A 26,073-nucleotide genomic window follows, 5' to 3' on the forward strand; every position below is an offset into this window, starting at 1 on the left:
CCCGCATCGTAAAAAAGGTTGGAGCAGCACATGGGATGGAGGTTCGATGCCTGAGTTGCCGGAGGTCGAGGTCACGCGTCTGGGTTTGCTACCGCATATTACGGAGCGACGTATCGAGCGCGTCGTGGTGCGCCACCACGGCTTGCGCTGGCCGATCGATCCGGCGCTGCCGGAGTTGCTTGCGGGCCTGACCGTCACGCGCCTGCTGCGCCGGGGCAAATACCTGCTCATCGAATGCATGCCCGTGGCGGGGCAGTCCGGCCGCCCCGCCGATACCGCAGGCGGCTGGCTGCTTATCCACCTTGGGATGACGGGCACCTTGCGCGTGCTGGAAACGCCCGTGCCGCCCGGCCCGCACGATCACGTCGATATCGAACTCGCTGACGCAACTGGCGTATCCATCACACTGCGCTATCGGGATCCTCGCCGCTTTGGTGCCGTGCTTTGGCATGCGGGCGACGAAGCCGGCCTGGCTGAACATCCGTTGCTCCGCAATCTCGGCATCGAACCCTTCGACGCGCGATTCGACGGAGACTGGATGTTTGCCCGCACGCGCGGGCGCCGGGTCGCCATCAAGTCGGCGCTCTTGGCCGGCGACATCGTGGTCGGCGTGGGCAATATCTATTGTTCGGAAAGCCTGTTTCGCGCAGGAATCAGGCCGACCACCGCGGCGGGTCGCATCAGCCGGCCCCGCTATGCGGCACTGGCCGAGGCCATTCGCGCCACGCTGGCAGATGCCATCGCACGGGGCGGCAGCACGCTGCGTGACTTTGTCGGCTCGGACGGACAAAGCGGCTACTTCCAACTCGATGCCTTCGTGTACGACCGCGCTGGTCTGCCGTGCCGGGTGTGCGGCACGCCGATCCGCCAGATCGTGCAGGGTCAGCGCTCGACGTTTTACTGTCCGACCTGTCAACGCTGATCGACCGCATCACGCCACCCGAAGCCGCTGAAAAAGGCCGTGCTGGAGCGATCTAGACGCCATTTCGCAAGGTTTTTGAAGTGGGGTGCGGGGCCTTCGATGGCATCCCGCAACACTTGTCTGCTCGGGCTGGAGAACCTTGCGGAAAGTTCGCCCGGAAGCCGGCGGTTCGCTGTATCGTTCCACCTAAATTTGTGCATTTCTGTGCCGTAATTGGGCGGTAACAGCGATGTCGAGGGGCGCGCATTTTTTTTTGGCGGTCGGGTCGCGCACACAAAATAAGACAGAACGATGAACAACACACTGAGCACACAGTTCGAGCAGTACAGCGCCTGGCGCGCTTCAGTACTGCAGTCGGTGGGGGAATTCCAGGACTGGCTGCAAGCGCAGGAGCTGTACGACGCCCAGGCCGACATGCGCGCGCAGCGCATCCGGGGCGTGCTGCGCAGCGACAAGCTCAAGGTCGCTTTCATTGCCGAGTTCTCTCGTGGCAAGAGCGAGCTGATCAACGCCATCTTCTTTGCAGACTTTGGCCGCCGCATCCTGCCGTCGTCGGCGGGCCGGACCACGATGTGTCCGACCGAGCTGATGTACGACGAAAGCTATCCGCCGTCGATCCGTCTGCTGCCGATCGAGACGCGCCTGCACGATGCGTCGACCGCTGATTTTCGCGATGCCGAAAGTCATTGGCTGTCGGTGCCGCTCGATCCGTCGTCGCCCGAGGGCATGCTCGAGGCGTTCCGCCACGTGGTGGAAACCGTGCGCGTGCCCAAGGAAGAAGCCGAGCAGCTGGGCCTCTATAACGACGCCGATCCCGACGCCGCGTTCTCGGTGGATGCCGCGGGCACGGTCGAGGTGTCGAAGTGGCGGCACGCGATCATCAATTTCCCGCATCCGATGCTCAAGCAGGGGCTGGTGATCCTGGATACGCCGGGCCTGAACGCCATCGGTACCGAGCCGGAACTGACGCTGCGCCTGATTCCGGATGCGCATGTCGTCGTGTTCGTGCTGGCAGCGGACGCCGGCGTGACCAAGAGCGACCTGGAACTGTGGCGCTCGCATGTGGGCGGTGGTCAGCGCAAGGGCTGCATCGCGGTGCTCAACAAGGTCGATGGCCTGTGGGATCCGCTCAAGTCTGAAGAAGAAGTCGAGAGCGAAGTCAGCCGCCAGATCATGACGACGGCGCAGGTGCTCGATATCGATGTCGAGCGCGTGTATCCGGTCTCGGCGCAGAAGGGCTTGCTGGCGAAGGTCAGCCACGATCACGAACTGCTGGCCAAGAGCCGGCTGCCGGAGCTGGAGTCGGTGCTGTCGGATCAGCTGATTCCGCAGCGTCGCGAGATCGTTACCGAGCAGGTTCAGCTGGCGGTGAAGGACATGGCCGCCGGTGCGCAGCAACTGCTGCAGATGCGCCGCCGCGACATCGTCGAGCAGCTGTTCGAACTGCGCGGCCTGCGCGGCAAGAACCACACGATGGTCAAGCACATGCTGATGCGCGTGCAGGGCGAGAAGGAAGAGTTCGAGCAGAGCATTGCCAAATTCCAGGCGCTGCGCACGGTGTTCGGCCGCCACAGCGCGGAGATCATCAAGAGCGTGCAGCTCAAGCAGATCCGTTCGACCATGCGCGAAGCGCGCGAGAAGATGAAGGAGCGCGTGTTCTCGCGCGGCCTGCGCGACGACATGGACAAGCTGTTCGGCCACCTGACCGGCCTGGTGCGCGACGCGGCCAACCGCATCGACCAACTGCACCAGATGGTTGACGGCATGTACAAGAAGTTCAACGCCGAGCACGGCTTCACGCTGTCGCCGCCGCTGCGCTTTTTGGGCACGCGCTACGACGCCGATCTGAAAGAGACGCTGATGCTCGCGCACAACCACTTTGGCGCGTTCAGCTTCCTGACGCGTCCGAAGCCGCAACTCGTGCACGGTGCATTCTCGACGGTGGCCAGCCGCGTGCTGGACACCTTCCAGGACATGAACCGCGACATCGAGATCTGGCTGAAGTCGGTCATGACGCCGCTCGAAGCGCAGGTGCGCGATCACCAGAAGCAACTGCGCAAGCGTGTCGATTCGATCGAGCGCATTCACGAGGCCACCGATACGCTGGAAGCGCGCATCACAGAACTGGAAGCGCTGCTCAACACGCTGGACGAACGCAGCGGCACGATCGCGCAGTACACCGATCGCATTCTCGCGGCCGGGACGATCCTGGAGCGGCAGTCGTTCGCGGCCTGACGCGCATCGTTCGTTACGGAGAAGGCGCCTGCGGGCGCTTTTTTCGTTCTGGTAGGATCGCCGCCAGCGCGCACGTTCCGTCCGCCGCTTTTCCATCACACGCATGACCGCCAGCCCCCGCCGCACGCGCCGCGTTGCTCAGCCCGTTCCCGTATTGCCGCCGATTCCTGACGATTTCGCCACGCGCGTGATCGCCTGGCAGCAGCGTCATGGCCGTCACCATCTGCCGTGGCAGAACACCGGCGACGCGTATCGCACATGGCTCTCCGAGATCATGCTGCAGCAGACGCAAGTGAGCGCGGTGCTGGGCTACTACGCACGCTTCATCGAACGCTTCCCCACCGTGCACGCGCTGGCCGCTGCGCCGGCAGACGACGTGATGGCTGCGTGGGCGGGCCTCGGCTATTACACGCGCGCACGCAATCTGCATCGCTGCGCGCAGATCGTGGTGGCGGAGCACGGCGGCATCTTCCCGCATGATCCTGAGGTATTGGCGACGCTGCCGGGCATCGGCCGGTCGACCGCGGCGGCCATCGCTGCGTTTTCGTACGGCGTGCGCGCGGCCATTCTCGATGGCAACGTCAAGCGCGTCTTCGCGCGTGTGTTCGGCATTGATGGCTTTCCTGGTGACAAGCGCGTCGAAGACACCATGTGGCGCATCGCCGAAGCCGTACTGCCGCCGGCCGAGGGCATTCAACCGTACACGCAGGGTTTGATGGATCTGGGTGCCACGGTGTGCACGCGCGGCAAGCCCGCATGCCTGAGCGGCGAGCGGCCTTGTCCGCTCGAATCGCTATGCGAAGCACGCAGTAGCGGTCGCGTGATGGAGCTGCCGGTGCCGCGCCCGCGTAAGGCGATCCCCGAGCGCGCCGCCACCCTTGTCATCGCGCTGCACGCCGACGCGGTGTTGCTGCAGCGTCGCCCGCAACGCGGTATCTGGGGCGGCTTGTGGTCGTTGCCGCTGGTGGGCGAGATGGGCGACGCGCTCGACACGCATCCGCTGGATGTGGGCACCGTGCGTCGTGCCGCGCAGGCCTATGGCGACGTCTCCACCGTGGAGATGGCCGGCGCGCTCACGCACACCTTCACGCACTTCCGCCTGCACATGCATCTGCTGCGCGCGGAGATCGCCACACCCGCCGCGCTCGACGACGACTGGCGCTGGGTACCGCTTGCACAACTCAATTCGGTGGGAATGCCTGCGCCGGTGAAATTGGCGCTGGAGACGCTGGTACAGCCAAGCCTGATCTGACGAACACGGCCAGGCTTGGCCGAGTTGGCATCACAGAATGTGGTGCTGCTTCATGTAGCGATGGACGATCTCGATGCGCATGCCGGCGTCCATCAGCTCCATCAATTTCTGCTTGGCCTTGAGCGGCACCGGCAGCAGTTCGCACAGCCGATTCGCGACCCAGCTCGGGCTGTTCCATTCGTAGGGTTCGACCATCGGAACGTTGCCGTCTTCGCGTGAGCCGAGCGTCGTGATGATGCGGCGCAGGGCGCCCACGCAATCGTCGAAGAGTTCGCCCTTGCAATCTTCCACGTCGGCGCCGATGGGCTCCACCGTGCCGCGCATGAGGCCGTTGGGCGTCGTCTCGAACGACAGCACCTTGAAGCGCTGCGTACCACGCACCTTGATCATCAGTAGGCCCAGTTGCTCCATATCGCATTCGGTGATGTGGGCAATGCAGCCCACGTCGACTGGCACGGTCGGGTTGTCGGTGGTGCCGACTTCGTTGCCGCGCTCGATCAGGCAGACGCCGAAGGGCGTCTTGTCGCGCAGGCACGTGCGCACCATGTCCATGTAGCGGGCTTCGAAAATGCGCAGCGGGAGAAGGCCGCCCGGAAACAGCACCGTGTGCAACGGAAACAGCGGCAACTCAGTGGGCAGCGGCGGCAGCGGCGAGAACGGTGAGAGAGCGATGTCTTCTTGCATGGACGGGCTTTTCGGCAGGCGGCAAGACCTTCGCGTGGCGCCGCGCAAGAAGCCGCATCCAGATGAAACGGAGTCGCGCGCGGGACATATCCGGCGCGGTCAACCGTCTACGGCCAATTCGCGGTGGCGGACCAACACATTACCATGCGCGCGGAAGTACGTGGCAAGCCGTTCCGCGATGTATACGGAACGATGCTGGCCTCCCGTGCAGCCGATCGCGACGGTCAGGTAGCTGCGGTTGTCGGCGATGAAACTCGGCAGCCACTTTTCCACGTAGGCGCGAATGTCTTCGGCCATCGCAAGCACCATCGGCTGGCTTTGCAGGAAATCGATGACGGGTTGATCGCGGCCCGTGAGCGGACGCAATTGCGTGTCGTAGTACGGGTTGGGCAGCGAACGCACGTCGAAGACGAGATCGGCGTCGGTCGGCACGCCATGCTTGAAGCCGAACGATTCGAACATCAACGTGATGTCGTGCGGCTCGTCGCTGATGAATTCTTTGATGTACGCGCGCAGGGCGTTGGTGCGCAGCGTGCTGGTGTCGATGCGATGGGCCGGATCGGCAAGCGGGCTGAGCAGCTCGCGTTCCATCTCGATCGCTTCGATGAGCGAGGTGTCGAGGCCCTTGGCGGCGGCCTGCACGTTGGCGGCGGTATCGGGGCGGCCGTTGCGGATCGACAGCGGATGCCGGCGGCGCGTCTCGGAATAGCGCTGCACCAGCGCGTTCGTGCTCGCCGTCAAAAACAGCATGCGCACGTCGTGTTCCTTGCGCAGCACGGTGACCGTCTCGGGCACCTTGCGCAGCGATTCACGGCTGCGGATGTCAGTGGCCACGCCCAGATGCGTATAACCCTGGTCCGCCAGATAGCGCGCCAGTTCGGGGATGAACTGCGCGGGCAGGTTGTCGACGCAGTAGTAGCCTGCGTCTTCGAGCACGTTCAGGGCGACCGATTTCCCTGAACCCGACATACCGGTGATGAGAATGATCCGCATGCCGCGAGGATAGCATCCCTGTGTTGCAAAGCAGCGACCAACAAAAAAGGCGACCGATCCGGCCGCCTTTTTTCGAGCGAAGTTAAGGGAATGCTCAGCCCTTCGAGAGGCATTCTTTCTGGGCGTTCTTGTACTCGTCGCCCTTCTTGCCCTTGTTGGCCTTGGAGCAGGCTGCCATCTTTTCCTGCTGCGTCATCGGCTTGGCGGCCGCAGCCGGTTTGTCCGACAGGCAGCCTTTCATGAAGGCCTTGCGCTCGTCGCCCTTCTTGCCGGCGGCGTCCATGTTGCATTGCTTCATCTTGTCTTGCTGCGAATTCTTGGCTGCCGGGGCGGCAGCAGGTGCGGCGGGCGCGGCTGCGGGTGCGCTGCCTTGGGCGAAAGCCTGGCCGGCGAGGAACGGGAGCGCCAGGGCGCAAGCGGCAATCAGTTGTTTCATCGTCGTATTCTCCTTGGTACCGTCAGAAGAGCGGGCGAAAACAAGCCGCCGCGCTCGCGATGAACGCCGCCGCGTTGTGTGCTCGGCGCATTCCCTCCCACAACGGGGCGGCCGCACGTCGGGTTGACGTTTCGCAGCGAAAACTAGGGTAAACCGGTCTGAATACGAAACTTTGTGGCGGCTTTGTTAAAGCAGACGGCCCTGGGGCGAGTGCGATGCGGCTTCTGCCTGCATGGCGGCGCGCTGGCGGTCCATGAAGTCGCGCAACGTATCAATGCCGCGCAGACGCAGGATGGTATTGCGCACGGCGGCTTCGACCAGCACAGCCAAGTTGCGGCCGGCGGCCACCTGGATCTTCACCATGTGGATCGGCAACCCCAGCACATCGAGGTATTGCGAATCGAGCGGCAGGCGTTCGAACTCGCCATCGTTGCGGCGCACGAGCTGCACGATCAGCTTGATCTTCATCTTCCGGCGCACCGCGGTTTCACCGAAGATCGTCTTGATGTCGAGCAGGCCCAGGCCGCGCACTTCCAGCAGGTTCTGCAGCAGCGGCGGGCAGCGCCCCTCAATGAAGTCCGGACCCAGCCGCACGAAGTCGACTGCGTCGTCGGCAACGAGGCCGTGGCCGCGCGAGATCAGTTCCAGGCCCAACTCGCTCTTGCCCAGACCCGAATCGCCCATGATCAGCACGCCCATGCCAAGGATGTCGAGAAACACCCCGTGCATCGTCACGCGCGGTGCCGAGATGCGCGACAGATACAAGCGCAGGTGATCGATGACGGCAGCCGAGGAAATCGGCGACGTGAACAGCGGCGTAGACGAACGCGTGCAGCGCAGCTCCAGGTCCGGGGGCGGATCCACACCATCGGCCACGACCAGGAAGGGCGGCTCCAGCAAGATCAGCTCGCCCATCTGTCGCTTGCGGTTTTCTTCCGACAGGCGCTGGTAGTAGGTGATCTCGGGCTTGCCGAGCACCTGGATGCGATTTGGATGGATGAGGTTCAAGTGCCCGACGAGGTCCGCCGCGGAGGTCGCTTCCTTGGCGAAGTCCACGTCGAACGCGCGGTCCGCGCCCTCCAGGCCGGCGACCCACGACAGCTTCAGATCGGCTGCGTTGTCGTCAAAGATCGATTGGGCGATGACGCCGGTCAGTTCCATAGCAGGGCACGGTGGTGCCGACGGGGCATAGCGCGTTCGCAATCGGTTGCGCTTGCCCCCGATTGCGCTGCGATCAGGGCCGCCAGTCGGTCAGTAGCTGGTGAATCGCCTCGGGCGACGGCAGGGTGGCGAGGCCTTCGCGCATGTCACGGTCGGACAGCAGCTGGGCGATTTCAGACAGGATTTCCAAATGCTGCTGGGTGGCCTGTTCAGGCACCAGCAGGAAGATCAGTAGCGAGACCGGTTTGCCGTCGGGTGATTCAAAGGGCACCGGTTCGGACAGGCGCATGAAAGCGGCCAGCGGTTGCTTGAGCCCCTTGATGCGCCCGTGCGGGATCGCCACGCCGGCGCCTAGGCCTGTGGAGCCCAGCGACTCGCGCGCGAACAGGTTGTCGGTGACGACTGCGCGCGTCACGCCGTGGTTGTTCTCGAACAGCAGGCCGGCCTGTTCAAATACCCGCTTTTTGCTGGTTACGCTGACGTCGAGGGCAATGTTCCCGGGCGGCAGCAGTTTGGCCAAGCGATTCATGTGCAATGCGTGAAATGAGCGGCGTCCTTCTGCACCAAGATGGCGCGCGGACAATGGGGTCATTATAGACCACGTGCCGCGGCGCTTTGTGCGGCGCACCAGCGGTGCACCGCGCAGGGCAGAGAAGCGAATCCCCCAGGGCTGCGATCAGCCGGTGCCGGCACTGTGCGCCCGGCATCGACCCTGTTTTTGCCAGCATCGCGCCAAAAGCCGCGCCACGCCAGCATTCATACTTTCGTCAGATTTTAGCCCGACTTAAATCCGTTGCAATCGGATTCGTCACGAATGCACCACGGCATAAAAAAACCGCGCCAACTCGGGGCGCGGTTTTTGCGGTGCCGTCCTGCTATTGCTGCATCTGCACGGCCTGGAAGGCTTGGTGCTTCATGCTGTCGCGATCGTGCCCTTGCACGCGGTCCTTGTACTTGATCACTTGCCTGTCCAGTTTGTCGACGAGTAGGTCAATGGCCGCATAAAGATCTTCATGGTGTGATTCGACGAAGACGTCCTTACCTTTGAGGTGCAGGTTGATTTCCGCGTACTGACGCCGATCCTTCTCCTTGTGGTTATCGACCGATAGCAACACGCTGACGCCAATCACCTGATCGAAGTGCCTGATCACACGCTCCAGTTTCGTTTCCACGTACTCACGCAAAGCAGGCGTGATGTCCAGGTGGTGTCCACTGAGTTTGAAGTTCATAGCGGTTCTCCTTCTCAAGATGAGCCGCACCGGAACTGCCCGCGATGCGGCTATAAAGACTTGCGCAAATTCACTGCAGGGATCTTGAGGGCTTCGCGGTATTTGGCCACCGTCCGACGGGCCACCACGAATCCTTGTTCGCCTAACAGTTCGGCAATTCTGCTATCGGACAGAGGATTCTTCGGGTCTTCGGCTCCTACAAGTTGCTTGATGAGCGCGCGTATCGCGGTGGATGACGCGGCCCCGCCGGTTTCCGTCGATACATGGCTGCCGAAGAAGTACTTCAACTCGAACGTCCCCATCGGGGTCGCCATGTATTTGTTCGTTGTCACACGGGAGATCGTGGACTCGTGTAGACCCAGTGTATCGGCTATTTCCCGCAAAACCAAGGGGCGCATGGCGATTTCGCCGTGCGTGAAGAAGCTCTTTTGACGCTCGACAATCGCTTGCGAGACACGCAGGATCGTATCGAAGCGCTGCTGAATGTTCTTGATCAGCCAACGTGCTTCCTGCAGCTTCTGCTGCAGATTGGCGGCGCCTGATTCACCGCGACTGCTGCGCAGGATTTGCGCGTACATGTCGTTGATGCGCAGGCGCGGCATGACGTCGGGGTTCAGCTGCGCCATCCAGCCTGCGCTTGTCTTGCGCACGACCACGTCGGGCACCACGAAGTCCGCTTCGGCGCGGCCGAATGCATGGCCGGGGAACGGCGCCAGTGAACGAATCAGCTCATGTGCGGCTTTGAGTGCAGGCTCATCGACGGAGAGTGCCTTCTTCAGGCGCGTGTAGTCGCGCGCGGCAAGCAGTTCAAGATGCTGATTGACGATGATGAGTGCCAGCGCTTTCGCGGGCGAATCGAGGCGATGCAGTTGCAATGACAGGCATTCGGCCGCCGAGCGTGCGCCAATGCCGGGCGGATCAAAGCTCTGCAGCATGCGCAGCGCGGCTTGCAGTTCGTCGAGTTCGACTTCGAGTTCGGCCGGCAGATCTGCCAGGATTTCGTCGAGCGTGCCCGACAGATAGCCTTCGTCGTCGAGCGACTCGATCAGGAAGATGACGAGGCCCTTGTCGCGCATCGACAGCTTGAGCGGCGCGAGTTGTTCCATGAGGAATTCGCGCAGGCTTTGCTCGGCTTCGCGCAACTGCAGTGGCGCGCGATCGTCTTCGTCGGATTGCGGCTTGCGGGCGAAGTCGTCGAGGCTCCAGTCCGAGCGGTCGGAGCCGTAATCGCTGTCGAAATCGGCGCCGCTGTCGTGGCCGTTCTCGTAGCTGTTGTCGGCGCTGTCGCTGTTGTCGCCACCGTTGGGTGCCGGCGGAGGCGATTCCGTGGGCAGGGGTGTGGCGCTGTTGCTTTGCAGCGCACTCACGGAGCCGTCTGCGCCAATGCGGGCGGAGGTGTCGAGCCACTCGTTTTCCCGCTCCAGCAGCGGGTTTTCGGTCAGGGCTTGCTCAACTTCCTGCTGCAGTTCGATGGTCGACAGTTGCAGCAATCGAATCGATTGCTGCAACTGCGGCGTGAGCGCGAGGTGCTGAGAGAGGCGGAGCTGGAGCGACTGTTTCATGCGGGCTATTCTATGCCCAACACTTCGCCGATGGAACGGATTTTGCTTTAAGGTGCGGCTTTGCCACGTCCTTAAGGCGTAAGCGTGCAACGCGGCTTACATCCGGAAGTTATCGCCCAGATAGACCTTGCGTACATCCTCGTTTTCGATGATCTGCTCCGGCATGCCCGCAGCGAGCACGGTGCCTTCGCTGATGATGTAGGCGTGATCGCAGATGCCCAGCGTTTCGCGCACGTTGTGATCGGTGATCAGCACGCCGATGTTGCGGTCTTTCAGGAAGCTGACGATGCGTTGGATTTCACCGACGGCGATGGGGTCGACGCCGGCAAACGGTTCATCGAGCAGGATGAAGCGCGGCGACGAGGCGAGGGCGCGCGCGATTTCCACGCGGCGACGTTCACCGCCCGAGAGCGACAGCGCGGGGTTGTCGCGCAGGTGAGCGATCTGCAAGTCGTCGAGCAAGCCGTCGAGGCGGCGATTGACTTCGTCTTGCGACAGCTTCTTGCCGTTCTGCTCCTGCAGCTCGAGCACCGCGCGGATGTTTTCCTGCACGTTGAGCTTGCGGAATACCGACGCTTCCTGCGGCAAATACGACAGGCCCATGCGCGCCCGCTGATGGATCGGCAGCCGGCTGATGTGCTCGCCGTCGAGCACGATGTCGCCGGCGTCCAGCGCCACCAGGCCGACGATCATGTAGAACGAGGTCGTCTTACCCGCGCCGTTGGGGCCAAGCAGACCCACCACTTCGCCGCTTTTCACGTCGAGCGACACGTCCTTGACCACCGTGCGCGTGCCGTAGCGCTTCTTCAGATGGCGGACGACCAGCGTGCTGGAAGTCGTGGCCTGCGGCGCTGCAGTTTTCGGGGCGAGAGTGGTGGCGGACATAAGCGAAGCAGAAAAGACAGGCGATACGGATCAGGGCTTGGCGGCCGGGTTTGATGCCGGTGCGGCAGGCGTGCTCGTGCGCGGCGCGAGAACGGCGCGCACGCGGCCCGACGGATTGGCGGCGGTGGCGTTTTCAGCGCCGCCCGAGGCCGTGTAGAACTCCTTCTGGCCGTCGTACGTGATGACCGCGCCGCGGATCTCGTCGAGCTGCGTCGCGCCTTGCAGGCGCTCCATGCGGGCGCGGGTGATCAGCTTGGAAATCTCTTGCTTGCCGTCGTATTCGATGCGCTCGCCCCAACCCTGAATGTACTCGTCGACGTTGTCGCGCTTCTGGCGAATGAAGGCGAGATTGCCGGGCTTGGAAGTGGCGACGGCGTAGTTGTAGCCCTCGGGGTCGGTCCGCAGATCGGCCTGGTCGGAGCGCAGCACCATGGTGCCCTTGGTCAGCACCACGTTGCCGGTCAGGTGATAGACCTGCTTCAGATCATCGTAGCTGGCGTTGTCGGCTTCGAGCACGAGCGGCTTGTCGCGATCGGCGCGCTCGGCGTGCGCGGGCAGAGCCGGAAGCAGCAGCGCAGCGGCGATGGCGAGGCCGGCAGCACGGAGGGAATCAGTCATGGGGATCACGTCGGAGAAGGGCGCGGTCGGTGGGCGTTGTCAGGTGTCGGGGGCAGAGTTTACTGCTTCGGCGCCCCCAGCCCTTCGATTCGGCCGCGCACGTTGCCCAGCAATTGTACTTGGCGCGTCACGTTGTTGAAGATGAGGCCGTTGGCGTTCATGATCGACGGCCCGCGATGCAGCTCGACCGGCTTGTCGGTGCGCACGATGTCGTCGTTGAGCAGCACCTGGAAGTAGGTCGAGTCGGCCGTCATCAGCGGGTCCTGGCGGGCGTCGGGCCCTTGTGCGCGGATGACCTTGGCGTTGTTGTACAGATCGATGATGGTGCCGTCGCCGTTCATCTTGCCGAGATCCGCGCGGGCGGTGACCTGCGGCCGATCGGGCGCATAGACGCGCAGCGCCGGATAGGTGACGTCGTAGGTCAGGTCGTCCTCATAGTGATTCATGTGGACGCCGGTAAAGCGGTATTTGGTCGTGCCGGTCTCGTCGAGCGCCGTGGCCGAGATGCCGTCCATGGTGTAGTCGGGGATGTGGCGCTTGGGTTGCGTGGCGGCTTCGTCGGTTTGCGGGGTGTTGACCTGCACGAGCAGGAACGTGACGCCGCAGACGATCGCCATCAGCAGGATCGGCAGCCCGCGCAGCATGATCTGCAGCACGGAGGAGACGAGGCGTTGGGAGCGTTCGCTGGCCATGGAGTCAGGAGGGTTGCGGGGCGTGCAGCAGTTGCGCGAGCAGGGCGTCGTAGGCGCCTTGTGCCTTGAGGATGAGGTCGGCCACTTCGCGCACGGCGCCGCGTCCGCCCGTGGCTTGCGCGACATAGTGGGCGCGGCTGCGCAGTTCGACATGGGCCTGAGCAGGGCAGGCGGTAAAGCCCACCATCGTCATCACCGGCAGATCGGGCCAGTCATCGCCCATGTAGCCGGCGTCTGCTGCTTGAAGTTGCGTGGCGGCCAGCAGGTGGGCAAACGCCTCGCGCTTGTCGGCTACGCCTTGGTACAGATGTTCGATGCCGAGTTCCCCGGCGCGCCAGGCGACGATTTCGGATTGCCGCCCGGTAATGATGGCCGACGTGACACCGGCCTGTGCCAGCAGCTTGATGCCGTGGCCGTCGAGCGTGTCGAATGCTTTGCTGATTTCTCCCTCGGGCCCGACGAGCAGGCGGCCGTCGGTCAGCACGCCATCGACGTCGAACACCATCAGGCGCACGCGCGCGGCGCGCTCCATTGCCTGCGGAAAGCGTGCGTCGATGTTGCTGTGGACGCTGTCGGCGGGAAACGGGGCCGGAGTGATCATCAGCGGCGTGGGCGGTCAGATGACCTTGGCCCGCGTCAGGTCGTGGATGTGCAGCGCGCCCACCAGCAGGCCGGCGGCATCCACCACCAGCAACTGGTTGATCCGGTGCGTTTCCATGACTTCGACGGCTTCAACGGCGAGCTGGTCGGGACCGACCGAGCGCGGGTTGCGGTGCATGACCTCGTGGATGGGCACCGTGCGCCAGTCGCGCGGGGTTTCGAGCAGGCGGCGCAGGTCGCCGTCGGTGAACACGCCCACGGCATGGCCATCGGCATCGACCACGGCGGTCATCGCCATGCCCTTGCGGGTGATTTCCATCAGCGCTTGCGACAGCGGCGTGTCTTCATTCACGTGCGGGATGGCGTCGCCGGCGCGCATGACGTCACGCACGTGCGTCAGCAGCTTGCGGCCGAGCGATCCACCCGGATGCGAGCGGGCGAAATCTTCGGCACCGAAGCCACGCGCGTCGAGCACCGCCACGGCCAGCGCATCGCCCAGCGCAATCTGCGCGGTGGTGCTGGCGGTGGGGGCAAGGTTCAGCGGGCAGGCCTCGACATCGACGTGCGAGTTGAGCACCACGTCGGCGTGCTTGCCGAGCGAGGACTCCGGGTTGCCCGTGACGGCGATCAGCTTGGCGCCGAGCCGCTTGACGAGCGGCAGGATGACGTTCAGCTCCGAGACTTCGCCGGAATTGGAAAAGCCGATGAAAACGTCGTCGCGCGTGACCATGCCGAGGTCGCCATGGCTGGCTTCTGCAGGGTGCACGAAGAACGCCGGCGTGCCGGTCGAGGCCAGCGTGGCGGCAATCTTGCGCGCCACATGGCCCGATTTGCCCATGCCGGATACAACGACGCGCCCGGTGCAGCCGAGCACCATTTCGACCGCACGCGCAAAGTCGGCGGACACCTGGGTTTTGAGACCGAGGACGGCTTGCGCTTCGATGTCGAAGGTTTGCTGCGCCAGCGCAAGTGCTCGATCCGGATTGAAATTCGCTATCATGGCGGCGAAGTATAACAACGATTGACACTGTTCTCGGCCGCGGGTGGCGCGTCGGGGCTTGACTTGCGGGGAGTGGCGGAGCGTGCGGGCGCTCCGTTTTGCTGCGCCGCGGCAATCGGCTTTCAAATCACTTTTCTTCCCGTCGCCACGCCGTCATTTTTTGCTGTGCGGCGTCTCGCGTATCGCGTTCTTCGTTTATACCCTGGCATCGGTCTTGCAGCGCCTGCGTGCTCGTTTGTGCACGCACCGGCCTGATGCGCGGGTGCTGCCCCTCCTGTTCAACCCCTTTCGATCGGTTTTTCGCGTCGCATGCATTCGCCGCTGGAACTCACCCTTGTGTTGTTGTCCGCCGCTGTCATCGGCGTGGTGCTGTTCCGCATGCTGCAACTGCCGCCGATGCTGGCCTACCTCGTGGTAGGTGTGCTGATCGGGCCGAAGGCGACGGGGCTGGAGTCCGATTCTGCCCAGACGCGCTATCTGGCCGAGTTCGGGGTGGTGTTCCTGATGTTCTCGATCGGGCTGGAGTTCAACCTCTCCAAGCTTCGTTCGATGCGGCGGCTGGTGCTGGGGCTCGGCGCGTCACAGGTGGTGCTGACCATGCTGCTGACGATTCCGGCGTCGATGCTGCTGTCGCACTGGTATCCGCTGTCGTGGCAGGCCGGGCTGGCGCTGGGCGGCGCGTTGGCGATGTCGTCCACGGCCATCGTCTCGAAGATGCTGGCCGAGCGCTTGCAGCTGGAAACCGAGCACGGCCGCAACATCATCAGCGTGCTGTTGTTCCAGGATCTGGCGGTGGTGCTGCTGCTGATCGTCATCCCGTCGCTGGGCAAGAACCCGACTGACCTGGCGCTGGCGCTGTCGGTTGCGGCCCTGAAGATCACCGTTGCGCTGGTGCTGATCCTGTTCCTGGGCCAGAAGCTCTTGTCGCGCTGGTTCCACCTGGTGGCGGCGCGGCGCTCGCAAGAACTCTTTATGCTAAACCTGCTGCTGGTCACGCTGGGCATGGCGGCGCTCACGGAGCGGCTGGGCCTGTCGATGGCGCTGGGCGCGTTCCTGGCCGGCATGCTGGTGTCGGAAACACCGTACAAGCTGCAGGTGGAAGAAGACATCAAGCCCTTCCGCGACGTGCTGCTGGGGCTCTTCTTCGTGACGGTGGGCATGCTGCTGGACCCGCGCGTGGTCTTCGAGCATTGGGCGCTGGTGCTGGGCCTGGTGATGGCGCCGGTGCTGTTCAAGTTCGTGCTGATTGCGCTGCTGGCGCGGGCCTTCGGCTCCGGCGGCGGTGCGGCGATCCGCACGGCCCTGGGGCTGGCGCAGGCCGGTGAGTTCGGCTTCGTGCTGCTCAACCAGATCGACGGCATGAAGCTCATCGACCCGCTGCTCGGCCAGGCGATCCTGGCGGCGATGCTGCTGTCGATGCTGCTGGCGCCGTTCCTGATCCAATACAGCGATGTGATCGCGATGCGGCTGTCGCGCACGGATTGGCTGATGCAGTCGCTGGCCATGACCAAGATCGCCGCGCAGAGCATCGCCACCGAGCGCCACGTCATCATCTGCGGCTACGGGCGCAGCGGCCAGAACCTGGCGCACATGGTGGAACAGGAAGGCATCGGCTACGTCGCGCTGGATCTGGACCCCGACCGCGTGCGCGAGGCCGCCGCCGCAGGCGAGCATGTCGTCTATGGCGATGCGGCGCGGCGCGAGTCGCTGGTGGCCGCCGGTATCCACCGCGCAGCGGCGGTCGCCATTACCTACGCCGACACGGCGTCTGCATTGAAGGTGCTGCACCACGTGCAGGCCCTGGAGCCGACCCTGCCCGTGATCGTGCGTACCATCGACGATGCGGATCTCGACCGCCTGCAGCAAGCCGGCGCCACGGAGGTCGTCCCCGAGATCATCGAAGGGAGCCTGATGCTGGCCTCGCACGCGCTGGTGCTGCTGGGCGTGCCCTTGCGCCGCGTGGTGCGCCGTGCGCAGGAGATGCGCGACGCACGCTACAGCCTGCTGCGCGGCTACTTCCACGGCCAGGATGACGAGGAAGACATGCTCGAGCGCGACGCCGTGCGCCTGCATTCGGTGCCGCTGGCCAAGGGCTCGCCCGCCATCGGCCGCAAGCTCGGGACGATGGGGCTGGAGACCTTCAAGACGTCGGTCACGGCGATCCGGCGCCAGGGCATTCGGGCGCTCGATCCGGACCCGGACACCGTGCTGGAACTGGGCGATATCGTCGTGCTGCGCGGCACGCCCGAGGGACTGCAGATGGCGGAGGAGCGGCTCTCGCCGCGTTGATGCGCGGGGCCTACTTGACGAGCGCTTCGAGCAGCGGCCCCCGCGAGCGGCGGGGCGGCGGAGTATCGGCCAAGTTGGGCGGCAGGCCATCGAGCACCGCTGCGGCGTCGAGCGAACTGATCGACACCCGGGTATCGGCGGGAATGCGCCCGTCCTGCTGCAGCATCAGATAGCGCAGGCAGCAGACGCGCAGGAATGACGCGAAATTCGCCACCTCGCCGCGTCGCTCCAACAGCTCGTCATAGAGTTTGCTGATGAGCTGGTTGACCGTCAGGCCGTCGCGCTGGCCGATCTCTTCGAGCACCTCCCAGAACAGGCATTCCAGCCGCACGCTGGTCGCCACGCCGTGCAGGCGGAGCGAGCGCGCGAGGCTGTCGTACGAATGGGGATTGGCGCGGATGAAGATTTCGCACATGGCCGGGCTCCTGGAGTGCCCGGCGTGCGGGCAACCGAGTCAGTGTAGAACCCGCGTGCCCAGGACTTCAAGAAACTGCGCCAACCACGCTGGATGTGCCGGCCACGCGGGCGCCGTGACGAGCTTGCCGTCGGTGTGCGCTTGGTCGACCGGGATGTCCTTGAACGTGCCGCCTGCGGCCGTGACTTCCGGGCCACATGCCGGATAGGCGGAACACGTCTTGCCTTCCAGCACGCCCGCCGCCGACAGCAACTGGGCACCGTGGCAGATCGCGGCGACGGGTTTGTCCGCCTGGAAGAAGTGACGCACCACTTCCAGCACGCGGGCATTCAGCCGCAGGTATTCGGGCGCCCGGCCGCCGGGCACGACGAGTGCGTCGTACGTGGCCGGGTCGACGTCGGCAAACGTGGCGTTGACGGTGAAGCGATGGCCCGGTTTTTCGGAGTACGTCTGTGCACCTTCGAAATCGTGGACGGCGGTCGCGACGGAATCGCCGGTGCGCTTGTCCGGGCAGACCGCGTGCACCGTGTGGCCGACCATCTGCAGCGCCTGGAAAGGAACCATGACCTCGTAATCCTCGACGTAGTCGCCGACCAGCATCAGAATTTTCTTTGCCATCGCCGTGTCTCCTGTATGGTTGCGGTTTCCCCATTGTGGTTCGGCGCCAATCGGCCCGGGTGGTAGCCCATTACCGCAGACCACGTTTCCTGCTTTCCTGTTTTTGCCATGAGCCAAGTCCCTCATCACCAGGCGGCGCTGCTGACGCCGTCGTCCGTTCCCGCGTCCACCGAACTGGGCGATGTGTCGCGCTACCTGCGTGACCGGATCCGCACGGTGCCGGATTGGCCGCAGGCCGGGGTGATGTTTCGCGACATCACGCCGCTGCTGCAGGACCCGAAGAGCCTGCGCGTGCTGGTGGACGTGTTCGTCCATCGCTACATGGGGCAGGGGCTGAACCTGGTGGCGGGCATCGATGCGCGCGGGTTCATCCTCGGCTCGATCGTGGCGTACGAGCTGAACCTGGGCTTCGTGCCGATCCGCAAGAAAGGCAAGCTGCCGTTCAACACGGTGGCCGAGGAGTACATGCTCGAATACGGCAGCGCGACGGTGGAAATCCATGCCGATGCCTGCAAGCCCGGCGACCGCGTCTTGTTGATCGACGATCTCATCGCCACCGGCGGCACCATGATGGCCGGCAAGCGCCTGCTGGAGCGGCTGGGCGCGACGGTGGTGGAGGGCGCTGCGATTGTCGACCTGCCCGAACTGGGCGGCTCGCAATTGCTGATCGAAGGCGGTCTGCCGCTCTTCACGGTCTGCCGCTTCGACGGTCACTGAGCGGCCGGCAACGACGTGGCGTGATGCGCTAGCCGCATACATTCATGTGACAAAAATATGACGTTCTACTGCCGCGCGCAGTAGCATGAGCCTTTCCATTTTCGGCGCACACCGGGAGACGTCGATGCCACACGTAGTGCTGTTTCTGCTGACCTCGATCGCGATCACCGTGATGCCGGGGCCGGACAACCTTCAGGTCATCGCGCGCGGTGCCAGCCAGGGCCGCAAGGCCGGGCTGTCGGCGGCGGCTGGGTTTGCGTCAGGGTGCCTCTTTCATACGACGCTGGCGGCGCTCGGGCTGGCCGCCGTGCTGCAGTCGTCCCCGGTGGCGTTCCAGGCGATTCGTTGGCTGGGCGCCGCGTACCTGATCTGGTTGGGCGTCCAGGCACTGGGCAGCAAGGGCGGCGTCGGCCTGAATCCTGCTGGACCGCAGGCGGCACCCGATCTGTGGCGCGTGTATCGCCAGAGTGTCTTCGCCAATTTGCTCAACCCGAAGGTGACGTTGTTCTTCGTGGTGTTCCTGCCGCAGTTTGTCGATGCGCAGGCGGGCCACGCAGCGCTGCAGATGTTACTGCTGGGTGGCGTGTTCATGGCGCAGACCATCGTCGTGTTCAGTCTCTACGGCTGGTGCGCGGCCGCGCTGGGCGGTTGGATGCGCCGTACGCCACGCGCGTCGCTGTGGCTCGACCGGGTGAGCGGCTGTATTTTCATCGGGCTGGGCCTGCGCGTGGCCCTGACCAAATAAGCAAGACAGAACGGCATCGATGATCACCCTGCTTAATCTGCTTTCTGGCGTCGCCCTGTTGGTGTGGGGCACGCAGACCGTCAAGGTCGGCATGTTGCGCCTGTATGGGGCGGACTTGCGTCGCCTGCTGTCGCGCAGCGTCTCGAACCGGTTCTCTGCGCTGCTGGCCGGCATCGGCGTGACGTGCCTTGTGCAGAGCAGTAATGCGACGGCCACCATCGTCGGGGCGTTTGTTGCGCAGGGGCTGATGGGCGTGTCGTCGGCGCTGGCGATTTTGCTGGGCGCCAACGTGGGCACGGCCATCATGGCGCAGGTGTTTGCGCTGGACCTGTCGTGGCTGTCGCCGTTGCTGATCTTCTTTGGCGTGATCCTGCATCTGTCGCGCAAGGGCAGTGCGGTGGGGCACTTTGGGCGGGTGCTGATCGGCCTGGGGCTGATCATGATGGCGCTGGAGCTGATCTCGATCGCGTCGAGCCCGATGGTGGAAGCCAATGCGCTGCGCGTGCTGCTGGGCTCCATCTCGTCAGACACCGGTCTGAACATGCTGATTGGCGCGGTGCTCACGCTGCTGTGCTATTCGAGTCTGGCCGTCGTGCTGTTCTGCGCGACGCTGGCGGCATCGGCCGCGGTGTCGGTCAAGGTGGCCTTTGCGATTGTGCTGGGCGCAAACATCGGCAGCGCCGTGGCCGCGTTGGCGACCACACCGTCATCGAGCCAGGCCGCGCGCCGGGCGACGCTCGGCAACTTGCTGTCGCGCATGCTGGGCGCGGCGCTGGCGCTGCCGTTCCTGGACACACTGGCAGCGTGGGCGCCGCACGCGGGCGTGGCGCCGCAGCATGTGGTCGTGGCGTTTCATGTGGTGTTCAACGTCGCGCTGGCGGTGCTGCTGATCGGCTTTACCGAAGCGATGGCGCGACTGTGCGCCCGCATCCTGCCGGGCGGTGCGCATATCGACGATCTGGTTGCGCCGCGCTATCTCGATCCCTCTGCGCTGGCTACGCCAACGTTGGCGCTTGGCAACGCGGCGCGCGAGGTGCTGCGCATCGGCGATCGCGTTGAACACATGCTCGACAACACCCTGCGCGTGCTCAAGACCAACGATGTGCGCCTGCTGCAGACCACCCGCGCGATCGACGACGAGGTCGATGCGCTCTACACCGCCATCAAGCTCTATCTCACGCAGCTGAGCCACGAAGCGCTGGACGCGCGCGAGGGCAAGCGCTGGGCCGACATCATTTCGCTGACCATCAATCTCGAGCACGCCGGCGACATTCTCGACCGCATGCTGCAGGACGTGCGCGAGAAGAAGATCGCACACAAGCTGGCCTTTTCCGAGGCCGGCATGGAAGAGCTGGAAGACATGCACGGGCGCCTGGTCACGAACCTCAAGCTGGCGCTGTCGGTGTTTCTCACGGGCGACCTGCGCAGCGCGCAGAAGCTGATGCTGGAAAAGGCGCACTTCCGCGATCTGGAGAAACGCTACTCGCGCAGTCACCTGACGCGGGTGTCCGCGCAGACGGCCGAGAGCATCGAGACCAGTTCGTTGCATCTCGACATCATCAGCGATTTCAAGCGATTGAATTCGCTGTTCTGCGCAGCCGCGTATCCGGTCCTGGATGAGGCCGGCGCGTTGAATCGCAGTCGCATGAAGGATGCGGACGAGGTGGGCGCCGAGGCGGCGCCTGCCGGCCACTGAGGGGCAGCGTCGCCCCAGCAAAAAGCGCAGCCGAAGCTGCGCTTTTTTTTGCCGAAAAGGAGGTCGCTTACTTCCGCTTCAGCAGCGGCGCAAGGTACTTGCCGGTAAAGCTCGCCTTGCTCTTGGCCACATCCTCGGGGGTGCCTTTGGCGATGATCTGCCCACCGCCGGCGCCGCCTTCGGGGCCCAGGTCGAGCAGCCAGTCCGCCGTTTTGATCACGTCGAGGTTGTGCTCGATGATCACGATCGTATTGCCGTGGTCGCGCAGCTTGTAGATGACCTTCAGCAGCAGCTCGATATCGTGGAAGTGCAGGCCGGTGGTCGGCTCGTCCAGGATGTACAGGGTGCGGCCCGTGTCGCGTTTCGACAGCTCGAGCGACAGCTTCACGCGCTGCGCTTCACCGCCCGAGAGCGTCGTCGCGGATTGCCCCAGGCGGATGTAGCCCAGGCCCACATCCAGCAGCGTCTGCAGCTTGCGGCGCACCACCGGCACCGGCGCAAAGAACTCGTGCGCCTGCTCCACCGTCATCTCGAGCACTTCGGTGATGTTCTTGCCCTTGTAGAGCACTTCCAGCGTTTCGCGGTTGTAGCGCTTACCGTGGCACACGTCGCACGGCACGTACACGTCGGGCAGGAAGTGCATCTCGACCTTCAGCACGCCGTCGCCCTGGCAGGCCTCGCAGCGGCCGCCCTTGACGTTGAACGAGAAGCGGCCCGGGTCATACCCGCGCTCCTTGGCCGACGGCACGCCGGCAAACAGCTCGCGGATCGGCGTGAACAGGCCCGTGTAGGTGGCCGGGTTCGAGCGCGGCGTGCGGCCAATCGGCGATTGGTCGACGTTGATGACCTTGTCGAAGTGCTCGAGCCCGTCGATGCGATCGTGCGCTGCCGGCTCCGGTGTCGAGCCATACAGATGGCGCGCCACCGCGTGGTACAGCGTGTCGTTGATCAGCGTCGACTTGCCCGAACCCGACACGCCCGTGATGCACGTCAGCAGCCCGATCGGAATATCGGCCGACACGTTCTTCAGGTTATTGCCGCTGGCATTGATGATGCGCAGCCAGCGCTCCTCGTCGGGCGCCGTGCGCTGCTTGGGCACCTCGATGCGGCGCTTGCCCGACAAGTAGTCGCCCGTCAGCGACGCCGGCGATTGCTCGACCTGCTTGGGCGTGCCCTCGGCGATGATCTGACCGCCGTGCACGCCGGCGCCGGGGCCGATGTCCACCACGTAGTCCGACGCGCGGATCATGTCTTCATCGTGCTCCACCACCAGCACCGAGTTGCCGAGATCGCGCAGGTGCTTGAGCGTGCCGATCAGCCGATCGTTGTCGCGCTGGTGCAGGCCGATGGACGGCTCGTCCAGGACGTACATCACGCCGGTCAGCCCCGAGCCGATCTGCGACGCCAGCCGGATGCGCTGCGCCTCGCCGCCCGAGAGCGTATCGGCGCTGCGCTCCAGCGACAGGTAATCGAGCCCGACGTTGTTCAGGAAGTTCAGCCGCGCGGTGATTTCCTTGACGATCTTGTCGGCAATCTCGCGCTTGGCCCCGTGCATGTTCAGCGTCAGGAAATACGTGAGCGCATCGCGCAGCGGCCAGCCGTTGATTTCGTAGATGCCGCGTGCCTGGTCGGCCTCGCCGATCTTGACGAAGCGGGCCTCGCGGCGCAGGCGGGTGCCGTGGCACTCGGGGCAGGGCTGGTTGTTCTGGTACTTGGCCAGCTCCTCGCGCACCGCGATGGAGTCGGTCTCTTTGTAGCGCCGCTCCAGGTTCGGAATGATCCCCTCGAACGCGTGTTCGCGCACCGTGGTCTTGCCGCGCTCGTTGATGTATGTGAACGGAATCTGCTGCTTGCCCGAGCCGTGCAGCACGATCTGTTGGATTTCGGCCGGCAGGTCTTCAAACGCAACATCGATGTCGACGTCGTAGAACGCCGCCAGGCTCTGCAGCATCTGGAAATAGAACTGATTGCGGCGGTCCCAGCCCTTGATGGCGCCCGACGCCAGCGACAGATTCGGAAATGCCACCACGCGCTTCGGATCGAAGAACGTGATCTGGCCCAGACCGTCGCAGTGCGGGCACGCGCCCATCGGGTTGTTGAACGAGAACAGCCGCGGCTCCAGCTCCTGCAGCGAATACGAGCAGATCGGGCAGGCGAACTTGGAGCTGAAGCCGTGCTCCTTGCCTGTATCCATCTCCAGCGCGATGGCGCGGCCATCGGCCAGGCGCAGCGCGGTTTCGAACGATTCGGCCAGACGCTGCTTGAGTTCCGGGTTGACCTTCACGCGGTCGACCACGACCTCGATCGAATGCTTGTCGTTCTTCTTGAGCTTGGGCAGGTTGTCGACTTCGTAGACCTTGGCCTCGGCCTCGTGCGCCGTGCCGCCCCCCGAGCGGATGCGAAAGCGCACGAAACCCTGCGCCTGCATCGCCTCAAACAGGTCGACGTGCTCGCCCTTGCGGTTGGCCACCACGGGCGCCAGGATCATCAGCTTGGTGTCGGCCGGCAGCGCCAGCACGGCATCCACCATTTGCGACACGCTTTGCGCTTCGAGCGGCTGGCCGTGATCGGGGCAGTAGGGCGTACCGGCGCGCGCATACAGCAGGCGCAGGTAGTCGTGGATTTCGGTGACGGTGCCGACCGTCGAGCGCGGGTTGTGGCTGGTGGCCTTCTGCTCGATGGAAATGGCCGGCGACAGACCTTCGATCAGGTCGACGTCGGGCTTTTCCATCAGTTGCAGAAACTGCCGGGCATACGCCGACAGCGATTCCACGTAGCGCCGCTGCCCCTCCGCATACAGCGTGTCGAACGCGAGCGACGACTTGCCCGACCCCGAAAGCCCGGTGATCACGATCAGCTGGTTGCGCGGCAGATCGAGGTTGATGTTCTTCAGGTTGTGGGTACGGGCCCCACGAATCTTGATTTCGTCCATGTGCGGCTGAGTGCAGCTGAATGCGGCGTCGGGGTGCGGACCGCCTGCGGCAATCGGCGGAGGGGTGGAAAAGGGTAAGCCTGCTAATATACCGAACTTCGGTTTTGCTGGTATCTGCTCCCAGATGGGGCAATCTGCAGAGCCGTTCAAGTGTTCTTGTCGCCGCTTTTCTTCCGGGTTTTCGCGGCGGTTTCCGCACCATGTCTTCCGCTTCCCCATCCATGACTTCCGCTTCCGGCCGCATGAACGGCCTTGAGCTGCGTGCGGCCGCCTCGCTGGCCGGCATCTTCGCGCTGCGCATGTTGGGTTTGTTCATGATCATGCCGGTCTTCGCGGTGTTCGCGAAAACGCTGCCCGACGGCAACAACACCCAGCTCGTCGCTTTCGCCATCGGCGTGTACGGCCTCACGCAGGCGGTGCTCTATATCCCTTACGGCTGGCTGTCGGATCGCTTCGGACGCAAGCCCGTCATCGTGACGGGGCTGGTGATTTTTGCGGTGGGCAGCCTGGTGGCGGCGTTTTCGCACAGCGTCGCGGGCATCGCCGTGGGGCGGGCTATCCAGGGTGCGGGCGCGATCTCGTCGGCGGTGATCGCCTTCGTGGCCGACCTCACGCGCGAGGAGCATCGCACCAAGGCCATGGCCATGATCGGCGGCAGCATCGGCCTGTCGTTTGCCGTGGCCATCGTGAGTGCGCCGGTCATCTTCCGCTGGGTCGGCATGCCGGGCATGTTCACGGCGATTGGCGTGCTGGCCATCGTCGCCATCGGCGTGGTGCTGTGGGTGGTGCCCAACCCGCCGCGTCCGCCCGAGCATGTAAAGGCGCCGTTCCGCGAAGTCCTGCGCAACCCCGAACTGCTGCGCCTGAACTTTGGCGTGTTCGCCCTGCATGCCACGCAGACGGCGTTGTTCGTTGTGCTGCCGCACATGCTGGAAGCCGCCGGCCTGCCCGTCGATTCCCATTGGAAAATCTACCTGCCGGTGATGGGCGTGTCCTTCGTGCTGATGGTGCCGGCCATCATTGCGGCAGAAAAACGCGGCAAGATGAAAGCGGTGCTGCTGTCCGCCGTGGCGCTGGTGATGGTGGCGCAGCTGGCACTGGGCGAAGTGAATCCGACGCTCGCCGCGCTGGCGATCGCGCTGCTGGTCTACTTCCTCGGTTTCAACGTGCTGGAGGCGTCGCAACCGTCGCTGGTGTCGAAGTACGCGCCGGGCGTACGCAAGGGCGCGGCCATGGGTGTGTACAACACCACGCAGGCGCTGGGCCTGTTTGCGGGCGGTGCGGGCGGCGGCTGGATTCTGCTGCACGCGGGGCAGCATGCAGTATTTTTGACCTGCGCGGCGCTGGCTTTGGCGTGGCTTATAATCGCCAGCCCCATGCAGATGCCGGCGTTGCGTCGGCACTAGGGTCGGCATTCAGCGCTACACTTTCAGTCGGCTTTTTTCGTTAGCCCTTTACGGCGGCATCCCTTCAATTACCTTCGGAAACTCATCATGGCGTCCGTCAACAAAGTCATCATCGTCGGCAATCTCGGTGCCGATCCGGAAACGCGTTACATGCCCAGCGGCGACGCGGTCACCAACATCCGCGTGGCCACCACCGACCGCTACAAGGACAAGGCCAGCGGCGAAATGAAGGAAGCCACCGAGTGGCACCGCATCGCCTTCTTCGGCCGTCTGGCCGAAATTGCGGGCGAATACCTGAAGAAGGGTTCGTCGGTCTACATCGAAGGGCGCCTCAAGACCCGTCAATGGGAAAAGGACGGCCAGAAGCAATACAGCACCGAGATCGTCGCAGACCAGATGCAGATGCTCGGCGGCCGCGGTGGTGAGGGCGGCGGCAGCGGTGGTGGCGGTGGCGGCTACTCGCGTGGCGGTGAAGGCGGCGGTGGCGGTGGTTACGGCGGTGGCCGCAGCCAAGGTCAAGGCCAAGGCGGTGGCTACTCGCGCGGCGGCGAAGGCGGCGGTCAGGGCGGCGGTGCACGTCGTCAGCCGGCACCGTCGAATGGCTTTGAGGATATGGACGACGATATTCCGTTCTAAGTCCCTCTCGGAACACAACAAAAAACCCGGCAGTCCACCAAGGACGCCGGGTTTTTTGTTGGCCTTCAGCCTGCAGGGTTGCGGCGTTCTAGTCGCTCTCGCAAGGCTTCTTGAAGAGATGCTTCACGCCGCATTTGGTCGCATGCGCCGCATTCTTCACGCCATGCCCGACCGTGCGCGCGGCATTGGCCGTCGCATGCCCGGCTTCCTTCGCGGCATGGCCGGTTTTTCGGGCCGCTTCCTTCGTGTCCTGCTTGATGTTTTCCTTGGTCTCGGACAAGTCGGCATGGGCCAGGGGACTGAGCAGCGCCAGCAGCAGCGCAGGGATCAAAAGCAGAGGGCCTTTCACA

The 26,073-nt window shown here is 64.2% G+C and carries 25 protein-coding genes; 9 read left to right on the forward strand and 16 right to left on the reverse strand.

Annotated features, from left to right (window positions below; genetic code table 11):
- The first annotated feature begins 46 nt into the window (after window positions 1–46).
- From mutM to mutY, 3 genes are all read left to right on the forward strand, one after another.
- Entirely contained in the window at window positions 47–922 is an 876-nt protein-coding gene (gene mutM / locus R2676_RS13660; RefSeq protein ID WP_206272360.1) for a bifunctional DNA-formamidopyrimidine glycosylase/DNA-(apurinic or apyrimidinic site) lyase, read from the forward strand.
- Window positions 923–1,213: 291 nt separating this feature from the next.
- The gene (locus R2676_RS13665; RefSeq protein WP_027678307.1) at window positions 1,214–3,157 is read left to right on the forward strand and encodes a dynamin-like GTPase family protein; all 1,944 of its coding nucleotides are present in this window, start codon (window positions 1,214–1,216) and stop codon (window positions 3,155–3,157) included.
- Between the two features lie 103 nt (window positions 3,158–3,260).
- On the forward strand, window positions 3,261–4,409 hold the full coding sequence (gene mutY, locus R2676_RS13670) for an A/G-specific adenine glycosylase (protein ID WP_206272359.1): 1,149 nt from the start codon (window positions 3,261–3,263) through the stop codon (window positions 4,407–4,409).
- A 30-nt stretch (window positions 4,410–4,439) separates the two neighbouring features.
- Here the strand turns inward: mutY and R2676_RS13675 are convergent, their stop codons facing one another.
- From R2676_RS13675 to R2676_RS13730, 12 genes are all read right to left on the reverse strand, one after another.
- Window positions 4,440–5,093 (reverse strand): LON peptidase substrate-binding domain-containing protein, encoded by a 654-nt coding sequence (locus R2676_RS13675; RefSeq protein ID WP_027678305.1) that lies wholly within the window; start codon window positions 5,091–5,093, stop codon window positions 4,440–4,442.
- A gap of 99 nt (window positions 5,094–5,192) precedes the next feature.
- Window positions 5,193–6,086, reverse strand: a complete 894-nt coding sequence (gene rapZ, locus R2676_RS13680; protein ID WP_027678304.1) for an RNase adapter RapZ — start codon at window positions 6,084–6,086, stop codon at window positions 5,193–5,195.
- Between the two features lie 94 nt (window positions 6,087–6,180).
- Window positions 6,181–6,522 carry a PsiF family protein gene (locus R2676_RS13685; protein ID WP_206272358.1) on the reverse strand — a complete coding sequence of 114 codons (342 nt, stop codon included), beginning with the start codon at window positions 6,520–6,522 and terminating at the stop codon, window positions 6,181–6,183.
- A 186-nt stretch (window positions 6,523–6,708) separates the two neighbouring features.
- On the reverse strand, window positions 6,709–7,683 hold the full coding sequence (gene hprK / locus R2676_RS13690) for an HPr(Ser) kinase/phosphatase (protein WP_004633393.1): 975 nt from the start codon (window positions 7,681–7,683) through the stop codon (window positions 6,709–6,711).
- 73 nt (window positions 7,684–7,756) lie between these two features.
- Window positions 7,757–8,212, reverse strand: a complete 456-nt coding sequence (gene ptsN, locus R2676_RS13695; RefSeq protein ID WP_012761097.1) for a PTS IIA-like nitrogen regulatory protein PtsN — start codon at window positions 8,210–8,212, stop codon at window positions 7,757–7,759.
- Window positions 8,213–8,558: 346 nt separating this feature from the next.
- Window positions 8,559–8,912 (reverse strand): ribosome hibernation-promoting factor, HPF/YfiA family, encoded by a 354-nt coding sequence (hpf, locus tag R2676_RS13700; protein ID WP_004633388.1) that lies wholly within the window; start codon window positions 8,910–8,912, stop codon window positions 8,559–8,561.
- A 50-nt stretch (window positions 8,913–8,962) separates the two neighbouring features.
- Window positions 8,963–10,474, reverse strand: a complete 1,512-nt coding sequence (locus R2676_RS13705; RefSeq protein WP_206272357.1) for an RNA polymerase factor sigma-54 — start codon at window positions 10,472–10,474, stop codon at window positions 8,963–8,965.
- A 96-nt stretch (window positions 10,475–10,570) separates the two neighbouring features.
- Complete coding sequence (gene lptB / locus R2676_RS13710; protein ID WP_004633384.1) at window positions 10,571–11,359, reverse strand: LPS export ABC transporter ATP-binding protein; 789 nt, start codon at window positions 11,357–11,359, stop codon at window positions 10,571–10,573.
- 30 nt (window positions 11,360–11,389) lie between these two features.
- A complete protein-coding gene (lptA, locus tag R2676_RS13715; RefSeq protein ID WP_147217205.1) occupies window positions 11,390–11,977 on the reverse strand; it encodes a lipopolysaccharide transport periplasmic protein LptA in 588 nt (195 codons plus the stop codon).
- Between the two features lie 59 nt (window positions 11,978–12,036).
- Window positions 12,037–12,669, reverse strand: a complete 633-nt coding sequence (gene lptC / locus R2676_RS13720) for an LPS export ABC transporter periplasmic protein LptC (protein ID WP_102064456.1) — start codon at window positions 12,667–12,669, stop codon at window positions 12,037–12,039.
- Between the two features lie 4 nt (window positions 12,670–12,673).
- The gene (locus R2676_RS13725) at window positions 12,674–13,270 is read right to left on the reverse strand and encodes a KdsC family phosphatase (protein ID WP_102064457.1); all 597 of its coding nucleotides are present in this window, start codon (window positions 13,268–13,270) and stop codon (window positions 12,674–12,676) included.
- Window positions 13,271–13,285: 15 nt separating this feature from the next.
- Window positions 13,286–14,269 carry a KpsF/GutQ family sugar-phosphate isomerase gene (locus R2676_RS13730; RefSeq protein ID WP_206272356.1) on the reverse strand — a complete coding sequence of 328 codons (984 nt, stop codon included), beginning with the start codon at window positions 14,267–14,269 and terminating at the stop codon, window positions 13,286–13,288.
- Between the two features lie 309 nt (window positions 14,270–14,578).
- Here R2676_RS13730 and R2676_RS13735 point away from each other — a divergent pair, with 309 nt between their 5' ends.
- Complete coding sequence (locus R2676_RS13735; protein ID WP_206272355.1) at window positions 14,579–16,558, forward strand: cation:proton antiporter domain-containing protein; 1,980 nt, start codon at window positions 14,579–14,581, stop codon at window positions 16,556–16,558.
- A gap of 10 nt (window positions 16,559–16,568) precedes the next feature.
- Here the strand turns inward: R2676_RS13735 and R2676_RS13740 are convergent, their stop codons facing one another.
- Together R2676_RS13740 and R2676_RS13745 are read right to left on the reverse strand one after the other, a co-directional pair.
- The gene (locus R2676_RS13740; protein ID WP_027678296.1) at window positions 16,569–16,973 is read right to left on the reverse strand and encodes a ribbon-helix-helix domain-containing protein; all 405 of its coding nucleotides are present in this window, start codon (window positions 16,971–16,973) and stop codon (window positions 16,569–16,571) included.
- A 39-nt stretch (window positions 16,974–17,012) separates the two neighbouring features.
- Window positions 17,013–17,591, reverse strand: coding sequence for a DJ-1/PfpI family protein (locus tag R2676_RS13745; RefSeq protein ID WP_206272354.1), 579 nt, complete (start codon window positions 17,589–17,591; stop codon window positions 17,013–17,015).
- A gap of 108 nt (window positions 17,592–17,699) precedes the next feature.
- Here R2676_RS13745 and R2676_RS13750 point away from each other — a divergent pair, with 108 nt between their 5' ends.
- The 3 genes from R2676_RS13750 to R2676_RS13760 all read left to right on the forward strand — a co-directional run bounded on the left by R2676_RS13750 (window position 17,700) and on the right by R2676_RS13760 (window position 20,749).
- Window positions 17,700–18,308, forward strand: a complete 609-nt coding sequence (locus R2676_RS13750; protein WP_051530827.1) for an adenine phosphoribosyltransferase — start codon at window positions 17,700–17,702, stop codon at window positions 18,306–18,308.
- Window positions 18,309–18,432: 124 nt separating this feature from the next.
- Window positions 18,433–19,053 (forward strand): LysE family translocator, encoded by a 621-nt coding sequence (locus R2676_RS13755; protein ID WP_206272353.1) that lies wholly within the window; start codon window positions 18,433–18,435, stop codon window positions 19,051–19,053.
- A gap of 19 nt (window positions 19,054–19,072) precedes the next feature.
- Complete coding sequence (locus R2676_RS13760) at window positions 19,073–20,749, forward strand: Na/Pi cotransporter family protein (protein ID WP_206272352.1); 1,677 nt, start codon at window positions 19,073–19,075, stop codon at window positions 20,747–20,749.
- A gap of 67 nt (window positions 20,750–20,816) precedes the next feature.
- Here the strand turns inward: R2676_RS13760 and uvrA are convergent, their stop codons facing one another.
- A complete protein-coding gene (gene uvrA / locus R2676_RS13765; RefSeq protein WP_027678291.1) occupies window positions 20,817–23,681 on the reverse strand; it encodes an excinuclease ABC subunit UvrA in 2,865 nt (954 codons plus the stop codon).
- A 242-nt stretch (window positions 23,682–23,923) separates the two neighbouring features.
- On the opposite strand from uvrA, the gene R2676_RS13770 reads away from it, so the two are divergent.
- Both R2676_RS13770 and R2676_RS13775 read left to right on the forward strand, forming a co-directional pair.
- Window positions 23,924–25,087: an MFS transporter gene (locus R2676_RS13770; protein ID WP_206272396.1), complete on the forward strand. Its 1,164-nt coding sequence runs from the start codon at window positions 23,924–23,926 to the stop codon at window positions 25,085–25,087.
- Between the two features lie 87 nt (window positions 25,088–25,174).
- Entirely contained in the window at window positions 25,175–25,723 is a 549-nt protein-coding gene (locus tag R2676_RS13775) for a single-stranded DNA-binding protein (RefSeq protein WP_147217184.1), read from the forward strand.
- 88 nt (window positions 25,724–25,811) lie between these two features.
- Here R2676_RS13775 and R2676_RS13780 read toward each other — a convergent pair whose 3' ends face one another.
- Window positions 25,812–26,072: a hypothetical protein gene (locus R2676_RS13780; protein ID WP_206272296.1), complete on the reverse strand. Its 261-nt coding sequence runs from the start codon at window positions 26,070–26,072 to the stop codon at window positions 25,812–25,814.
- Window position 26,073: the final 1 nt, after the last annotated feature.

The sequence above is a fragment of the Ralstonia flatus genome (assembly GCF_958439105.1).
GTDB lineage: Bacteria > Pseudomonadota > Gammaproteobacteria > Burkholderiales > Burkholderiaceae > Ralstonia > Ralstonia flatus.

What these genes read in the sequence shown, in the direction of transcription:
- mutM (WP_206272360.1), top strand. Translation starts at nt 47, where the DNA reads ATGCCTGAGTTGCCGGAGGTCGAGGTCACGCGTCTGGGTTTGCTACCG.
- R2676_RS13665 (WP_027678307.1), top strand. Translation starts at nt 1,214, where the DNA reads ATGAACAACACACTGAGCACACAGTTCGAGCAGTACAGCGCCTGGCGC.
- mutY (WP_206272359.1), top strand. Translation starts at nt 3,261, where the DNA reads ATGACCGCCAGCCCCCGCCGCACGCGCCGCGTTGCTCAGCCCGTTCCC.
- R2676_RS13675 (WP_027678305.1), bottom strand. Translation starts at nt 5,093, where the DNA reads ATGCAAGAAGACATCGCTCTCTCACCGTTCTCGCCGCTGCCGCCGCTG.
- rapZ (WP_027678304.1), bottom strand. Translation starts at nt 6,086, where the DNA reads ATGCGGATCATTCTCATCACCGGTATGTCGGGTTCAGGGAAATCGGTC.
- R2676_RS13685 (WP_206272358.1), bottom strand. Translation starts at nt 6,522, where the DNA reads ATGAAACAACTGATTGCCGCTTGCGCCCTGGCGCTCCCGTTCCTCGCC.
- hprK (WP_004633393.1), bottom strand. Translation starts at nt 7,683, where the DNA reads ATGGAACTGACCGGCGTCATCGCCCAATCGATCTTTGACGACAACGCA.
- ptsN (WP_012761097.1), bottom strand. Translation starts at nt 8,212, where the DNA reads ATGAATCGCTTGGCCAAACTGCTGCCGCCCGGGAACATTGCCCTCGAC.
- hpf (WP_004633388.1), bottom strand. Translation starts at nt 8,912, where the DNA reads ATGAACTTCAAACTCAGTGGACACCACCTGGACATCACGCCTGCTTTG.
- R2676_RS13705 (WP_206272357.1), bottom strand. Translation starts at nt 10,474, where the DNA reads ATGAAACAGTCGCTCCAGCTCCGCCTCTCTCAGCACCTCGCGCTCACG.
- lptB (WP_004633384.1), bottom strand. Translation starts at nt 11,359, where the DNA reads ATGTCCGCCACCACTCTCGCCCCGAAAACTGCAGCGCCGCAGGCCACG.
- lptA (WP_147217205.1), bottom strand. Translation starts at nt 11,977, where the DNA reads ATGACTGATTCCCTCCGTGCTGCCGGCCTCGCCATCGCCGCTGCGCTG.
- lptC (WP_102064456.1), bottom strand. Translation starts at nt 12,669, where the DNA reads ATGGCCAGCGAACGCTCCCAACGCCTCGTCTCCTCCGTGCTGCAGATC.
- R2676_RS13725 (WP_102064457.1), bottom strand. Translation starts at nt 13,270, where the DNA reads ATGATCACTCCGGCCCCGTTTCCCGCCGACAGCGTCCACAGCAACATC.
- R2676_RS13730 (WP_206272356.1), bottom strand. Translation starts at nt 14,269, where the DNA reads ATGATAGCGAATTTCAATCCGGATCGAGCACTTGCGCTGGCGCAGCAA.
- R2676_RS13735 (WP_206272355.1), top strand. Translation starts at nt 14,579, where the DNA reads ATGCATTCGCCGCTGGAACTCACCCTTGTGTTGTTGTCCGCCGCTGTC.
- R2676_RS13740 (WP_027678296.1), bottom strand. Translation starts at nt 16,973, where the DNA reads ATGTGCGAAATCTTCATCCGCGCCAATCCCCATTCGTACGACAGCCTC.
- R2676_RS13745 (WP_206272354.1), bottom strand. Translation starts at nt 17,591, where the DNA reads ATGGCAAAGAAAATTCTGATGCTGGTCGGCGACTACGTCGAGGATTAC.
- R2676_RS13750 (WP_051530827.1), top strand. Translation starts at nt 17,700, where the DNA reads ATGAGCCAAGTCCCTCATCACCAGGCGGCGCTGCTGACGCCGTCGTCC.
- R2676_RS13755 (WP_206272353.1), top strand. Translation starts at nt 18,433, where the DNA reads ATGCCACACGTAGTGCTGTTTCTGCTGACCTCGATCGCGATCACCGTG.
- R2676_RS13760 (WP_206272352.1), top strand. Translation starts at nt 19,073, where the DNA reads ATGATCACCCTGCTTAATCTGCTTTCTGGCGTCGCCCTGTTGGTGTGG.
- uvrA (WP_027678291.1), bottom strand. Translation starts at nt 23,681, where the DNA reads ATGGACGAAATCAAGATTCGTGGGGCCCGTACCCACAACCTGAAGAAC.
- R2676_RS13770 (WP_206272396.1), top strand. Translation starts at nt 23,924, where the DNA reads ATGAACGGCCTTGAGCTGCGTGCGGCCGCCTCGCTGGCCGGCATCTTC.
- R2676_RS13775 (WP_147217184.1), top strand. Translation starts at nt 25,175, where the DNA reads ATGGCGTCCGTCAACAAAGTCATCATCGTCGGCAATCTCGGTGCCGAT.